The sequence below is a fragment of the Nonomuraea cavernae genome, from assembly GCF_040655715.1.
Taxonomy (GTDB): Bacteria; Actinomycetota; Actinomycetes; order Streptosporangiales; family Streptosporangiaceae; genus Nonomuraea; species Nonomuraea cavernae_A.
In genome coordinates, this window is the sequence record NZ_JBFAKL010000020.1 from 39,044 (window position 1) to 53,376 (window position 14,333).

Annotated in this window: 15 protein-coding genes, 2 tRNA genes and 1 pseudogene; 10 read left to right on the top strand and 8 right to left on the bottom strand. The window is 69.9% G+C overall.

The window, feature by feature from the left end:
* Window positions 1–103: 103 nt before the first annotated feature.
* The 9 genes from AB0I38_RS26650 to AB0I38_RS26690 all read left to right on the top strand — a co-directional run bounded on the left by AB0I38_RS26650 (window position 104) and on the right by AB0I38_RS26690 (window position 8,565).
* A complete protein-coding gene (locus tag AB0I38_RS26650; protein ID WP_358475648.1) occupies window positions 104–1,855 on the top strand; it encodes an alpha/beta hydrolase in 1,752 nt (583 codons plus the stop codon).
* Entirely contained in the window at window positions 1,852–2,346 is a 495-nt protein-coding gene (locus AB0I38_RS26655) for a hypothetical protein (RefSeq protein ID WP_358475657.1), read from the top strand. The genes AB0I38_RS26650 and AB0I38_RS26655 overlap by 4 nt, the downstream gene beginning before the upstream one ends.
* 147 nt (window positions 2,347–2,493) lie before the next feature.
* Window positions 2,494–2,569 (top strand) — tRNA-Met (locus AB0I38_RS26660).
* 1 nt (window position 2,570) lies between these two features.
* Window positions 2,571–2,643, top strand: a tRNA-Arg gene (locus AB0I38_RS26665).
* 18 nt (window positions 2,644–2,661) lie between these two features.
* Window positions 2,662–3,096: an RpiB/LacA/LacB family sugar-phosphate isomerase gene (locus AB0I38_RS26670; protein ID WP_358475663.1), complete on the top strand. Its 435-nt coding sequence runs from the start codon at window positions 2,662–2,664 to the stop codon at window positions 3,094–3,096.
* 100 nt (window positions 3,097–3,196) lie between these two features.
* Window positions 3,197–3,364, top strand: coding sequence for a hypothetical protein (locus AB0I38_RS26675; RefSeq protein ID WP_358475669.1), 168 nt, complete (start codon window positions 3,197–3,199; stop codon window positions 3,362–3,364).
* 121 nt (window positions 3,365–3,485) lie between these two features.
* On the top strand, window positions 3,486–4,649 hold the full coding sequence (locus AB0I38_RS26680) for an amidohydrolase (protein WP_358475676.1): 1,164 nt from the start codon (window positions 3,486–3,488) through the stop codon (window positions 4,647–4,649).
* 27 nt (window positions 4,650–4,676) lie between these two features.
* The gene (locus AB0I38_RS26685; RefSeq protein WP_358475690.1) at window positions 4,677–7,202 is read left to right on the top strand and encodes a Tex family protein; all 2,526 of its coding nucleotides are present in this window, start codon (window positions 4,677–4,679) and stop codon (window positions 7,200–7,202) included.
* 205 nt (window positions 7,203–7,407) lie between these two features.
* The gene (locus AB0I38_RS26690) at window positions 7,408–8,565 is read left to right on the top strand and encodes a hypothetical protein (RefSeq protein WP_358475703.1); all 1,158 of its coding nucleotides are present in this window, start codon (window positions 7,408–7,410) and stop codon (window positions 8,563–8,565) included.
* A 225-nt stretch (window positions 8,566–8,790) separates the two neighbouring features.
* Here the strand turns inward: AB0I38_RS26690 and AB0I38_RS26695 are convergent, their stop codons facing one another.
* From AB0I38_RS26695 to AB0I38_RS26725, 7 genes and pseudogenes are all read right to left on the bottom strand, one after another.
* The gene (locus AB0I38_RS26695) at window positions 8,791–9,276 is read right to left on the bottom strand and encodes a hypothetical protein (protein WP_358475710.1); all 486 of its coding nucleotides are present in this window, start codon (window positions 9,274–9,276) and stop codon (window positions 8,791–8,793) included.
* A gap of 92 nt (window positions 9,277–9,368) precedes the next feature.
* Window positions 9,369–9,593 (bottom strand): sigma-70 family RNA polymerase sigma factor, encoded by a 225-nt coding sequence (locus tag AB0I38_RS26700; protein WP_358477233.1) that lies wholly within the window; start codon window positions 9,591–9,593, stop codon window positions 9,369–9,371.
* Between the two features lie 184 nt (window positions 9,594–9,777).
* Window positions 9,778–9,885, bottom strand: a pseudogene (locus tag AB0I38_RS26705) (sigma-70 factor domain-containing protein); the annotation flags it as partial.
* A 10-nt stretch (window positions 9,886–9,895) separates the two neighbouring features.
* Window positions 9,896–10,282 carry an STAS domain-containing protein gene (locus tag AB0I38_RS26710; RefSeq protein ID WP_189123536.1) on the bottom strand — a complete coding sequence of 129 codons (387 nt, stop codon included), beginning with the start codon at window positions 10,280–10,282 and terminating at the stop codon, window positions 9,896–9,898.
* Between the two features lie 41 nt (window positions 10,283–10,323).
* The gene (locus tag AB0I38_RS26715) at window positions 10,324–11,301 is read right to left on the bottom strand and encodes a phosphotriesterase family protein (protein ID WP_358475729.1); all 978 of its coding nucleotides are present in this window, start codon (window positions 11,299–11,301) and stop codon (window positions 10,324–10,326) included.
* Window positions 11,302–11,439: 138 nt separating this feature from the next.
* Window positions 11,440–12,681: an APC family permease gene (locus tag AB0I38_RS26720; protein WP_358475741.1), complete on the bottom strand. Its 1,242-nt coding sequence runs from the start codon at window positions 12,679–12,681 to the stop codon at window positions 11,440–11,442.
* Window positions 12,682–12,780: 99 nt separating this feature from the next.
* On the bottom strand, window positions 12,781–13,242 hold the full coding sequence (locus AB0I38_RS26725; RefSeq protein ID WP_358475752.1) for a universal stress protein: 462 nt from the start codon (window positions 13,240–13,242) through the stop codon (window positions 12,781–12,783).
* An 83-nt stretch (window positions 13,243–13,325) separates the two neighbouring features.
* Here AB0I38_RS26725 and AB0I38_RS26730 point away from each other — a divergent pair, with 83 nt between their 5' ends.
* Entirely contained in the window at window positions 13,326–13,691 is a 366-nt protein-coding gene (locus AB0I38_RS26730) for a hypothetical protein (protein ID WP_358475760.1), read from the top strand.
* Here the strand turns inward: AB0I38_RS26730 and AB0I38_RS26735 are convergent.
* Window positions 13,652–14,281: a DUF998 domain-containing protein gene (locus AB0I38_RS26735; protein ID WP_358475768.1), complete on the bottom strand. Its 630-nt coding sequence runs from the start codon at window positions 14,279–14,281 to the stop codon at window positions 13,652–13,654. The two genes, AB0I38_RS26730 and AB0I38_RS26735, sit on opposite strands and share 40 nt — an antisense overlap.
* Window positions 14,282–14,333 lie beyond the last annotated feature (52 nt).

Genomic DNA, 14,333 nt, shown 5'->3' on the forward strand with positions numbered 1-14,333 from the left:
AACTCATTACGCCAGTCGGGCAATCGTCACCAGAGCCGACTTAAGCCCGTGAACTCCCGTTTCTCCGTCTGGGATGACCGCCGGCTGGGACCCTTGTCAGGCCATGTCCGAAGCCAGTGAGGCGTTCCGCCGGGTCGCGCTGCTCGCCACGCACCACCACACCGATCTCGACGCCGCGGCCCGGCTCATGACCGCGCACGCCTGGGTCGGAGGCGGCGCGCCGCACTTCGCCGCCTCCCTCGCCACCCACCGCGGCTCCCTTCAGTCGGCGCTCACGCTCGCGCTCTCCTGCCTGTCCCAGGCCGTGGCGCGAGCGGGCGCGCCGGCGCCCGTGATCCCGCACCTCATCACCCGGCCGCCCCAGGTGGCGGTCGCCCCGGCCGCGCACGGACCGTTCCGCGGCATCGACCCCCGTGCCATGTCCGGCCTGGTCACCGCCCTTGACTCCGCCGCCGATCGCCTCACGGCGGCGGGCGAGCGCCTCCGGGCCGAGCTGACGGCCCTCGCCCTTCCCGCCTCCCCCGCCTGGACCGTCCTGCGGGCCGCCGAATGGTCGGCCACCCAGTCCCCTGGTCTGCGCCGCCGCCTGGCGAAGATCCAGCGCACACATCCGTGGATCCCCTCCGGCGTGGCCGCCTACGACCTCTTCGGCTCCCATTCCTTTCCCTGCGACGCCCTCCTGTCCAGGCTGGCCGCGGGAGACCCGGCGTCCCTGGCCGAGCTCCTCGTCGTCCGCGACGCCGCCCTGCCCGCCCGGGTCAACGCCTGGTGGCACGCGCTCGCCCCCGGCACGCGGCTCCGGCTCACGACCATGCCCGGCTTCGGCTCGCTCGACGGCCTGCCCGCCGCCGTACGCGACCAGGCCAACCGCCACCGGCTCGCCACCGAGAAGGCCCGGCTCACGGCCCGGCCGCACACCGTCTACGGCCCGGCCGCCTTCGCCTCGATCGCCGCCGACCTGCGCGCCCTGTCCCCGCCCCGCGCCCTGCTGGCCCACGAGGAGGCGGTGCGGCAACTGGCCAGCATCTCCATGATCGAACACGCCCTCGCGGTGGCCGGCACCTCCGGTCATCCCCCCGCCTACCTGCTCTCCTTCGACCTCACCGGCACCGGCAGGCTCGTGGTCTCCTGGGGCGACCCTGACGCGGCCGACATCACCGTCACGTACGTACCCGGCCTCAACAGCAGGCTGAGCGACTTCGCCGGTGACATCGACCGCGCCCGCCTGCTGTGGCAGCAGTCCCAGGCCACCGCCGGCGCCCGTACGATCGCCTCGATCGCCTGGCTCGGCTACGACGCACCCCAGCTCGCCGGCACGTTCACCCCAGGCGCCTCGGTGGCCGGCGACGCCCCGGCCGCACGCGGCGCCGTCGAACTGGCCGCGTTCGCCGACGGCCTGACGGCGGCACGCACCTCCCCCGGACGGCACGTCGTCCTCGGCCACAGCTACGGCTCCCTCGTCACCGGCAAGGCCGCCCGGCTCCGGCCTTTCAAGCTGGCCGACGAGCTCATCTTCGTCGGCAGCCCGGGCGTGGGCGTCGACCACGCCGACGAACTGGGCGTGCCCGGCGGCCACGTATGGGTCGGCGAAGACGGCAACGATCCCGTCGCCAAACTCGGCCGCTTCGGCCGAGACCCCGGCTCCACCGCCTTCGGCGCCCGCCACTTCCCCGTAGGCCGCAACCTCCTCCAAGACGCCCACTCCTCCTACTGGAACCCCCATTCCGCATCTCTGCGCAATCTCGGTCTGATCGTTACCGGCAACAGTGAGCGCTTGGTCGCACCCTTCAGTCCGCAAACGCCCCAACTGCTCATGCCCGAGTTCCAGCAACAGACTTTCGGACAGATTCGATGACTCGCGCCATCACTTACCTCACCCTGCTGGTGTTCGCCGTCGGGTGCTCGGGAGAGCCAATGCGTCCTTCACCGTTGACTCATGAGCAAGCTCAGAGTCGCGCTGAAACCCTTCTGAGGGAAACCTCCGCGAACCTGAATCCACGCCCCGAACTTGAACGTATCGATTATTGGGAAACTCCCACCCCATGCGAGTTTTCGGCCGATGGAATAGCCCAGCGTTTCATGATCAGCCGTGCTTATTGGTTGCGTAAGCTACCCACAAGTGCGTATATGTCGATTGCCGAGCAGATCAAAACCCGCTGGCAGGATCTGGGGCACGCGATCACAGCGACCGGCGACAGCTCCGCTGGGCACCCAGACCTTGTCGGCAAGTCTCGTCCCGACGATTTCACTCTCGCACTTGCGTGGACCGAAGGGGATGGGCTTTATCTTGCCGCCACATCTCCCTGCCTGTGGCCGGACGGCAAGGCACCAAGCCCGGCGGGATAAACCCGTTGCCCCGCCCGGCCCCGGCCCGGCAGGCTGAAGGGCATCAGCCCCCGAAAGGACCCCGTCATGACCGAGCGGCGAATGCGACGACGCACCGCCGCACCGGCGTGCCTGGAGAGCACTCGAAGCTGAACGTTCCAGGGACCCGGCGGGTGGGGGCGCTGGCGTGCCCGGCGGTTTCATAAGCCGCTCCAGGCGGGTTCGATTCCCGCACCCGCCACCAGGCCTTCGTGGCGCAGTGGATAGCGTGCCTGCTTGCGGAGCAGGAGGTCGCTGGTTCGATTCCAGCCGGAGGCGCGGGAAGGGAAGACGAACATGCGGATCGCGGTGGCAGCCGACAGTGTGGACGGCGTCGCGAGGCGGGTGGTCGAGAGGCTGCGCGACGGCGGGCACGAAGTGATCACTCATGGGGCGCTCAGCGCCGACGAGCGCGACGACTGGGCGTGGGCTTCCGAGGCGGCCGCGCGCGACGTGAGCGAGGGGCGGGCCGATCAGGCGGTGGTGTGCTGCTGGACCGGCACGGGAGCGTCGATCGCGGCGAACAAGGTGCCCGGAGTGCGAGCCGCCCTCTGTGTCGACGCCTATTCGGCCGACGGCGCGCGTAAATGGAACGACGCCAACGTGCTGGCGCTCAGCCTGCGGCTCACGTCCGAGGTCGTGCTCGACGAGATCCTCGACGCGTGGCTGGCGGGCCGCCCGAGCAATGACGACACCGATCGGGCGAACGTCTCCCACCTCGACGAGATCTGACCGGTCCCGGCGTTTTCGGGTGGCGCCGGTCTATGCTCGTCCGGTGGCTGACTTTCGGTGTACACACTGCGGCGAGAACGGCCTTGAAGCAGGGTTCATCATGGACTCGGGTGAGCATGCCAAAGGTTTCTCCCGATGGGTCGAGGGCCGGTTGGAGCGGGGCATCTTCGGCGGTGCCAAGCTGATGGGACGGCCGAAGTGGGAGATAACCGCCTACAGGTGCCCGAGCTGCTTCCATCTCGAGCTGTTCGCGGACAAGCCGTCCTGAGTGACGGCCGACCACGGCCGGCCGTGCTTCATGCCCGCCGCGGCAGGCGTCCGGAAGGCGACCCGGATCCAGCTCGGCGGGGCAACGGAAATCGTCGGTGACGCCCTCTAGGGTTCTCGGCATGACCGATGTGCTGTTGCGGGGCGGTCGTCCCTGGGGGCGGGCGGCGCCTGCCGACATCCTGGTTCGTGGCGGGCGGATCGACCACGTCGGTTCCGGCGTCGGCGCTCCCGACGCGCTCGTCATCGACATCACCGGCCAGTTGGTCCTGCCCGGCCTGGTCGAGGCCCACTGTCACCTCGACAAGACCCTCTACGGCGGGCCATGGGTGCCGCACTCCGCCGACGACACGCTGGCCGGCCGCATCGGCAACGATCTGAGCCGCCGGGCCGAGCTGGGCGTGCCCAGCGTCGAGCGCGTCACCGCGCTCCTGCGGCGGATGAGCGCGCATGGCACCACGCAGGTCCGCACGCACACCGACATCGATCCGCTGGTGGGTCTGCGCGGGGTGGAGGCCGTCCGCGAGGCGGCGGCGAGCGTCCCGATCGACGTTTGCCAGGTCGCGTTCCCCCAGCATGGTCTGCTCACCAAGCCTGGCACCGCGGAGTTGCTGGAGGAGGCGCTGAAAGGCGGCGTCGAGGCTGTCGGCGGCCTCGATCCCGCGGGGATCGACCGTGACCCCGTCCGCCATCTCGACCTGATCTTCGGCCTGGCCGAGAGATACGGCGCCCACCTCGACATCCACCTGCACGACGGCGGCTCCCTCGGCGGCTGGGAGCTGGAGCTCATCACCGAGCGCACCAAGGCGCTCGGTCTGGGAGGCAAGGTGACGGTCAGCCACGCTTACGCGCTCGGCCAGCTCGACGACGCCTATCTCGACCGGTTGGCGCACGGCTTCGCCGAGGCCGGGGTGGCTCTGGCGACCGCCGCCGTCTACAGCTTCCCCGTGCCCCCGCTCAAGAGGTTGCGCGCGGCGGGGGTCACGGTCGCCTGCGGCCACGACGGCATCCGCGACCTGTGGGGGCCCTACGGCAGCGGCGACATGCTGGAGCGGGCCATGCATCTCGCCTACCGCAGCACGTTCCGCGCCGACGACGACATCGAGCTGGCTCTGGAGGCCGCCACCTATGGTGGCGCGCGCGTCCTCGGGCTGGCGGGCTACGGGCTCGCCCCGGGCGATCGGGCCGATCTCGTGGTCGTGCCGGCGAGCGGGCCGGCGGAGGCGGTGGTCGTTCACCCAGCGCGCACTCTGGTCATGAAGGACGGCGCTGTCCTGCACAATTGACCGGCGGGACCATCGAAAGGCAGGCAAGTGCTCTCTATTCACCAGCGGATCGCGGAAGAGCTCGGCGTACGCGAGGGGCAGGTGCGCTCGGCGGTCGAGCTGCTCGACGGCGGAGCCACGGTTCCGTTCATCGCCCGCTATCGCAAGGAGGCGACCGACGCCCTCGACGACGCGCAGCTGCGCACACTCGAGGAACGGCTGCGCTACCTACGCGAGCTGGACGAACGCAGGGCGGCGATCCTTGAGTCGATCGAGTCCCAGGGCAAGCTCGACGACGAGTTGCGCGCGCAGATCATGGCGGCCGAGACCAAGGCCCGCCTCGAGGACATCTACCTCCCGTACAAACCCAAGCGGCGCACCAAGGCGCAGATCGCCCGCGAGCTGGGGCTGGAGCCGCTGGCCGACCAGTTGCTCGCCGATCCTTCGCTCGACCCGGCGACGGTGGCCGAGGGGTTCGTCACCGAGGGCGTGGCCGACGCCGGGGCGGCGCTGGAGGGCGCGCGGGCGATCCTGATCGAGCGGTTCGCCGAAGACGCCGACCTCATCGGCGGGCTTCGCGAGCAGCTGTGGAGCCGTGGGCGGCTGGTCTCCAAGGTGCGTGAGGGCAAGGAGGAGGCGGGGGCGAAGTTCTCCGACTACTTCGAGTTCGGCGAGCCGTTCACCAAGCTGCCGTCGCACCGCATTTTGGCGATGTTCCGAGGCGAGAAGGAAGAGGTTCTCAGCGTCACGCTGGAGCCCGACGACAGCCCCGAGTACGAGATGCGCATCGCGTCCCGCTTCGGCGTCTCCGACCAGGGCCGCCCCGCCGACCGCTGGCTCAACGAGACCGTCCGCTGGGCCTGGCGCACCCGCATCCTGGTGCATCTCGGCATCGATGTGCGGATGCGCCTGTGGCAGGCCGCCGAGGACGAGGCGGTGCGGGTGTTCGCGACCAACCTGCGCGACCTGCTCCTCGCCGCTCCCGCCGGCACGCGCGCCACCATGGGGCTCGACCCGGGCCTGCGCACCGGAGTGAAGGTGGCCGTGGTCGACGCGACCGGCAAGGTCGTCGACACGGCCATCATCTACCCCCACGAGCCCAAGCGGCAGTGGGACCAGTCGCTGGCCGTGCTCGGCGCGCTGGCGCAGAGGCACGGTGTGGAGCTGATCGCGATCGGCAACGGCACGGCCTCCCGGGAGACCGACAAGCTCGCGGGCGAGCTGGTCAAGGACATGCCGTCGATCACCAAGGTCGTGGTGTCCGAGGCGGGCGCCTCGGTCTACTCCGCCTCGGCCTACGCCTCGCAGGAGCTGCCCGAGCTCGACGTCTCGCTGCGTGGCGCGGTCTCCATCGCGCGCCGCCTGCAGGACCCGCTGGCCGAGCTGGTCAAGATCGACCCCAAGTCGATCGGCGTCGGCCAATACCAGCACGACCTGGCCGAGACCAAGCTGTCGCGCTCGCTCGACGCGGTGGTCGAAGACTGCGTCAACGCCGTTGGCGTCGACGTCAACACGGCCAGCGCCCCGCTGCTCACTCGCGTGTCGGGCATCGGCTCCACACTGGCGGAGAGCATCGTCCGGCACCGCGACGGCAACGGCCCGTTCCGGTCTCGTACGGCGTTGAAGGGGGTGCCGCGGCTCGGGCCCAAGGCTTTCGAGCAGTGTGCGGGGTTCCTGCGCATCCCTGACGGCGACGACCCGCTCGACGCGTCCAGCGTGCACCCCGAGGCCTACCCGGTGGTCCGTCGCATTCTGGGCTCGGTCAAGGCCGACCTCAAGTCGCTGATCGGCAACACGGCGACGCTGCGCTCGATCAAGCCGCAGGAGTTCACCGACGACACGTTCGGCCTCCCCACGGTCACCGACATCCTGCGCGAGCTGGAGAAGCCCGGTCGTGACCCGCGCCCCGCCTTCAAGACGGCCACCTTCAAGGAGGGCGTGGAGAAGATCTCGGACCTGGAGCCCGGAATGATTTTGGAGGGCGCGGTCACCAACGTGGCGGCGTTCGGCGCGTTCGTGGACATCGGTGTGCACCAGGACGGCCTGGTCCACGTTTCGGCCATGTCCCGAAATTTCGTCCAGGATCCGCGAGAAGTGGCGAAGCCGGGCGACATCGTCCGGGTCAAGGTTCTCGGCGTCGACATCCCGCGCAAGCGCATCTCTCTCACCCTGCGCCTGGATGACGAGATCACCCAGTCCTCCGACGGGCGCCCTCCACGAGGCGGCCAGCGTGCCCGGCCGGAGAACGACCGCTCTGAGAGCGGCCGGGACCAGGCGAGCCAGCGTGGCGAGCGTGCTCGGGGTGACGGCCAGCGTGGCGGGGGCGCGGCCGGCCAGCGTGGCGGGGGCGGCCAGCGTGGCGCGGCCGGCCAGCGTGCGGGCGGTGACGAGAGCCGGAGCGGGCGCGGCGACCGCGCTCAGCGCGCACAGGGTGACGGCGGCCGGCGCGGCCGAGGCGACGGCACTCAAAGTGGGCGGGGTGAGGGCGGCCAGCGCCGCCAGGACCGTCCGGCTCCCGGTGGTGCCATGGCCGAAGCCCTCCGCAAGGCCGGTCTCACCGGCGACGGCAAGTAATCCGCGACCTGCTCGGCCCCGCTCCGGGATTCGGAGCCGGGCCGGGCAGTCTCCCCTTTCCGAGGAGGCCCCGCCCAAGCGGGGAGCAGGCACCACCCTCTGTGCTCAGGAATCCCGTCCGCAGAAATCCGTGCGGTGACGGGGCTGCGCTTCCAGCGGAACACCAACCCGGGGGAAGCGTCCTGGAGAGCGATACGGTCGAAGGGTGAGCACAACAGCGTTTACCACGGCGATCACCCAGGCCCGCGACCTGCTCCGGTGGCGCTCGCCGTTGCGCACCGAGCTGTGGGCGGCCCGGCTCGCGGCCGGGCTGGAGCCGGATGAGGCGGCGCTGTTCATGCGGGCGCTGGTCAACGACGGCGCTCCCGAGGCGCGGCTCGCCCTGGCCGCACTGGCCGTCGTCGACACGGCATCGCTCGCGGCCCCGGACGACGTCGACGCGGGTGATGTCTTCGCCGACCCGGACGTTCTGCCCGACAAGCTCCGCGCCCTCGGCCAGCCCGACATGCTGTCCGAGGCGGCCGAAGACCGCAGCGGGCCAGATCCCGCCGAGACACCCGGCGAGCCCGGTGAGCTCGCTGATCCCGACCAGGCGAGCGCGTACCTGGTGGTGGGGCGGGCGGCGATGCGCACACTGCCCGCGTGGGTGGCACGCATGGGGCGGGTGACCTGCGATGGCGCCTGGTACGGCAGAGCCGACCGGTATGGGCAGCAGACCCTCGCCGCGCTGCGGTTCCGCTACGACAACGGCAAGGAGCCCCACCTGCTGGTGGTGGGCATCGACCAGGTCAACGGCGGCCTGGCGGTCGACGCGCTGGTCGAGGAGGTGAAGTTCCTCGACGATCTGGATCTTCAGCCGGCGGACCCGGCGGTGGTGGCGGGGCGGGTCCTGGACGCGTTCGAGCTGACGGGGCGGGTCATGGGCGCGATGGTCGCCGACACCCTCCCGGCCGTCCGTCCCCTGGCGCTGGCGCGTGCGCGCGCCGTCCCCCATCCCGTACGACAGGCGGCCGACGACACCGTCACCGCCTTCCAGGACCTGCCGGACCTGCCGGGAGCACGAGAGGCGTTCGAGAAGCTGGTGGAGTTCGTAGGCGATCGTCCTCGGTGGTGGAGTCCGAGCAGAGTGTCCACGTTCCTCACCTCGTGGCTGCCCCGCGAGGCCGTCCTCTCGGACGAGGCGATCGCGGCCATGCCTGCCGTGGCGCGCGCCTGGACCCGGTTCCACGGTGATAATCCGGAGGTGCTCGCCCAGGTCGACGCCGACGCCGCTCGCCTGCCCGTGCTGATGGCCGATGAGTCTCTGGCCGGTCTGGCCAAACGCATCGCCGGGACCCAGCACCCCTCCGCACCCGACCGGTAGTGGGGTGGCGGGACGGTGCGCTGGGTGGGTGCGGCTATGCTGCGCAGTGACGTGTACGCCGCCCTCACGACGGGCGTGACGAGGGAGATCTGCGCAAATGTACAAGGAGTTCGCCGCCGAAGCCGTGGTGTGGCTGGTGCCGATCGTGGTTCTCATCGGGCTCGCCCTGCTGGTCACGGCCTAACACGTCCAGGGGCCGAGCACGGCTCGTCCCCTGGCGTCCGTTCAGCGGTAGTACTCGTAGTGCACGGTCGTGTTGACCTTACGGTCCCAGCGGATCTCACCGTCGAGCCAGCGGGTCCACATCTTCGCCAGCGTGTTGGAGCGGACCGTGCAGCCCGCCCAGCGGTGGCGCTTCGCGCGGATGGTGCCGACGTGGTCGTAGCATGATCCGACGTTGCGTTTGTTGACCTTCAGACGTGCGTTGAGGCTCACCGAATAGAGATTCTTGCGGGAGACGTTCGTGATGCGGACCTTGATGCGACACGTGTCCTTGCACCGGCCCCAATAAATCTTGTAGCGGACCAGGTGCGGAGCGGCCGACGTGGTTGTCGTGACGCTCGTGTCGACGGCCGCCCGGTAAGTGGCCGCCTGATGGGTGATTGTGGCCGTCTGGTGAGTGGATGTCGCGTGGGCAGCGAGCGGGGCCGCGACCACACAGGCGGTCGCGACCGAGGTTGATAAGAGCATGCCAGCGAGACGGTTGCCCATGTTGCCCCCAGAGCAACGAGCGGTCGCTTCCCCCGTTGAAAGCGATCCCCGGATTTCTGATCTATCACCAGAAAGGCGAATAGGTCAATAAATCAACAGGACATATCAGTATATGGCGATGACGCCCAGGCAAGCAGCGGACTTCCCCGCTTGAGCCGTTTCAACGCCTGTTTCGCCAGTTGCCTGATGCGCTGCCTGGTAATTCCGAGACGTTCGGCGATTTCGGGATAGGTTCTCGTTTCCAGGCCCGCCAAGCCGTACCGGTGCCTGATGACGAAAGCCTCGCGCGGCGGCAGTGACGTGAGCACCTCGCGCACTTGGTCGCCCCGGGTTGCCCTCCTGGATGAGGTCGAGCAGCGGCAGCCCGCGATGGGCGCAGCGTCTGGCGGCGGCCAGCACCAGTCGGAGGTCGGACCTGATCAGCAGGTCCAAGGCGCGGCGGACGTGCACGAGCTCGGGCTTGATCTCGCCGCGATCGATCAGGCGGCCCGCGTACAGGCCCGCCTCGATCCGCTTGGCGAGGTCCACTTCGTCCGTGGCGGAGAGCAAGGAGGTTTTGCCGATCTGCTCCAGGTACATGCCGAGCGGATCCGGCTCCTCGGCCGACATGCCACGGCGACTACCCGGTGAACGGCGGCGAATTCCCGGCGTCGTTGAGCTCGGCGATGGCGAGCTCTGCCGTGGTGCGGATGTCGAAGAACTTGTCCAGAGCGGTGATCGCGAACAGATGCTTGCACCTGCCGTTGAGCCCGGACAGCAGCAGCCGGCCGCCGGACGCGGTCACCGCCTTGTGCAGGTAGACGAGCACCGACAGGCCGGACGAGTCGCACACGCTGACAGCCTGCATGTCGATGACGAGCAGCGGAGGCTGGGTCAGGTCCAGTGCTTTGGTGACGCGATCACGCACCTCGGCCGCGGATCCGAAGTCGAAGTCCCCCGTGAGCCTCGCGATGACGCAGGGCCCCTGGAGCCCCAGACTGATCGACAAGGCCTGCTCCGCAGTCACCCAGCTCCACCTGCCCGCGTTGCCGTTTCGATCCCCCCACTTCACGCAAAGTGGTTTCTGGGGTTGAACACCAGCATCTGCTCTATGTGATCTTCGGTCACACCCGCGTCGCGTAGCGCGGCCAAGACGTCGTCGTGGATGTGATCGTAGCGCCAGTTGGGCGCCAGCGTGCCGAGGGCCTCGTCCCAGGTGCCGCCGAAGTAGTCCATGAAGCAGGCGGCGTCGTGGCTGAGCACCATCCGATCGGCGTATCCACGCTGACAGAGGGCGGCGATGGTGGCCACCCGCTGCGCGGTCGGATTGTAGACATCCAGCCCGAAACGATCCATACCGAGCGTGGCACCGGTGTCGGCCAGCCTCATCAGGTAGTCGAGATCGTTGCTGTCCCCCGCGTGCCCGACGACGACCTTGGCCAGATCGACGCCCTCCTTCGCGAAGAAGTCGAGGGCGATCAGCCCACTCTGCGTGAACGAGTTCGTGTGGACGGTGATCGGTGCGCCCGTGCGCAGGTGTGCCTGGGCGACCGACCGGCAGATGCGTTCGACGCCGGGCGTCAGGCCCTTCTGCTCGACCACGCACTTGAGGAACGCCGCCTTGACCCCGGTGTCGGCGATGCCGACGGTCAGGTCACGGACGAAGTCGTCGATCATCGGATCGGGGATGTCCATCAACAGGCCCGGACCACGATGCTCGTACTGATGGGGCAGCTCTTCGAAGCTGTAGATGCCGGTGGCGACCACGATGTTCAGGTCAGGCACGTCGGCGGCGATGCGCTGGAGGCGCGGAATGTATCTGCCGAGCCCCCAGACCGTCGGGTCCACGATCGTCCGGACCCCCTTGGCCGCCACCGCGTTGAGCTTCCCGATGGCGTCGGAGACCCTGAACTCCTCGTCCCACCAGGCACCTTTGCCGTAGTTGTCCAGGTGTTCGGTGGCGACGACGAACACATGCTCATGCATCAGGGTCTGACCGAGTTCATCGATGTCGACGGGACCGCGGACGGTGTTGACGGTGGGCATGCGCGCCTCCATACCAACTGGTCTGTTCGCGCTAACCTAGGCCGCGTCCAGACCCCCGTCAACCACCCGGATCAGGAGCCGGGCCAGCTCCACGCGCCTTCGTCCGCTTGGGGTACGGCCAGCCGCGAGTCCGGCCGGTCACCCCCGCAGGCGCCGCGTCGCGTACACGGCGAGACCGATGACGAAGACGGCGAGGCCGGCCAGCACGGACGTCACCGGCAGGGTGGCGGCGAGGACCAGGCAGAGGGTGAGACCGAGCGCCGGGACCGCTCTGGGCGGCGCGCCCTCGTCGCGGGAGAGCGTGAGCGCGGCGGCGTTGGCGATGGCGTAGTAGACGAGCACCCCGAACGACGAGAACCCGATCGCGCCCCGCAGGTCGGCCACCAGCAGCAGCACGATCACCGCCCCGCCCACGGTCAGCTCGGCCCGGCGCGGCACCTGCGCGGCGGGCGATACCGCGGCGAGCATCGTGGGCAGGTCGCGCTCCCGCGCCATGGCGAGGACCGTGCGGGAGACACCGAGGAGCAGGGACAGCAGGGCTCCGAGCGCTGCCACGGCCGCGCCCACGCCGACGACCGGCCCGAGCCACCCGAAGCCGGACTCCGCGACCACGTCGGCGAGCGGAGCCCGCGACGCGGCGAGCCCCGTGGAGCCCAGCGTGTGCAGGGCAGCGGCGGCCACCGCCGCATACACCACGAGCGTGACCCCCAGCGCGATGCCGATCGCGCGCGGGATGGTCCTGGCCGGATCGCGGACCTCCTCCCCGAGCGTCGCGATCCTGGCGTATCCGGCGAACGCGAAGAACAGCAGCCCCGCCCCCTGCAGGACCCCCCAGGGATCGACGTGCCCCAGCCGATCCGTGCCAAGAGCGGGTCCGGACTCCGGGGTGGCCGGCAGACCCACCGCCACGACCAGCACCAGCACGGCCAGCACGAGAGCCACCGTGATCCTGGCCATCATGGCCGAGCGGTGCACTCCGTAGAGGTTGAGCACGGTCAGCGCCACCACGGCGGCGATGGCGAGCGGCCTGGCCAGCCCGGGAGCCACGTAGGCGCCGAAGGTCAGCGCCATCGCGGCGCAGGAGGCCGTCTTGCCCACCGTGAAGCCCCAGCCGGCCAGGTAGCCCCAGATCGGGCCGAGGCGCCGCCTGCCGTACACGTAGGTGCCACCGGACTCGGGGTAGAGCGCGGCGAGGCGGGCGGAGGAGGTCGCGTTGCAGTAGGCGACGACGGCGGCCAGGGCGAGGGCGGCGAACAGCCAGGACCCGGCGACCGACGCGGCGGGCGCGAACGCGGCGAACACCCCGGCGCCGATCATCGCGCTCAGCCCCACCACGACCGCGTCGGTCGTGCCCAGCCTCCTCGCCAGACCTTCCCCCACCACCGCGCCCCTTCCGCCGACAGCCACTATGCACGATGCCACCGACATTCACGGCGACCCGGCAGATGCGGCCGGCTTCCAGGCGGGGGAAGCCTAGGCTCAGGAAGAAGGGGTCTCCGGGGAGGGGACGACCAGGACGGGGCGGCCGGCGTGGTGGAGGACCCTGTCCGAGGTACTGCCGAGGAGCAGCGAGCGAACCCCGCCCAGCCCGCGGGTGCCGGTCACGATCAGCGCCGCGTCGAGCTGCGCTGCCACGTCCACGATGGTGGACCACACGGCGACGGAGTCGGTCTCGACCCGGGGAGCGGCGTCCAGTCCGGCCTGCCTGGCCAGGGTGGCCCCCTCCTCGGCCAGCTCGGTCATGGCCTTCCCGATCGCCTCGTCCTCGATCGCGGAGTTGTCGATGGTCATCAGCAGGCCCGCCGACGAGCGGGCCGCGGTCAGTGCCAGACGTTCCCACACGGTGAGTACGACTGCCGGCTGTCCCTTCAGGATGGTGGCCGCGAAGGCGATCGCGGCCTTGGCGTCGTCCGACCCGTCATATGCAATCAAAACGGTCATAACCTGCTACTCCCTAGTTAGCTTTTCCCTTTTTCTACCTACGCGCGTCTGTTTCAGTCCTGGCGCGGGGGTATCCGACGGTCATGACCGTAACCCCGTTCAAGGATCTGCCACTGGCCGGCCGCGAGCACGACTGGGACGCCGCCGAGGCCGACGAACGGGTGCGCAGGTGGGCCGGCGCCGAGGAACAGCCCAACACCAGGTACCGCGACGCACACCTCTGGTACGACGCCGGCGACGCCGAGCACTTCGGGGCCTACAAGCTGCCGATCGCCGACGTCCTCGACGGCGAGCTGAAGGTGGTTCCGCGCGCCGTCTTCTCGGCAGCCGCGATCATGGACGGCGCGAGGGGCGGCATCGACATCCCGGAGGGCGACGTCGCGGGGGTCAAGGACCACCTGGCGCGCTACTACGCCAAGCTGGGCGAGGCCGCGCCCTGGGAGCGCTGAAACGAGGGCTTGAGCAGCGACAGACCGGCCAGCGCCAGCACGCCCAGCTCGGTGATCACCACGACCCGCTGGGTCAGCCCGGCGGGGATGTCGTCGTTGGTCAGCGGGATGCCGAACATGCGCACCACGTACGGGACGACGACGAGCAACAGCGCACCGAGCGCGATCGCGCTCAGGACACGTACGGCCCTGGCGTACCGGGCCCGGTCCCGGGCCAGCAGCATGCCCGCCGCGGGCATCACCAGGAAGGCGGCGAAGGCGGCGTACCGGTGGATGCCTCCCGACATCGACAACGGCACTCCCGGACGGTCCGTGGGAAACGCGCCGATCAGGAACATGCTCACCGCCCACGCCACCAGCAGCATCACGATCCAGCGGCCGGCGCCCGCCCTGCGCAGCGCCTCCGCGGTCAGCACCCCGCCGGCCGCGAACAGCGTCAGCGCGGTGGGCAGCAGCCAGCCGTCGGGGTGGAAGGCGTACTCGCTGATCACGGTGTGCATGGGGTCGAGCCCGGCCCGGGCGTGCAGGGTGAGCATGGCGCCGGTGCCGGCGCCGGTGGCCGTGAGTCCGCTGACGAGTAGTGCCTTCATGCTTCAAAGCTGGTGGAACACGGCCTCGCGGAGTATCGGAGATCGGCCCGAA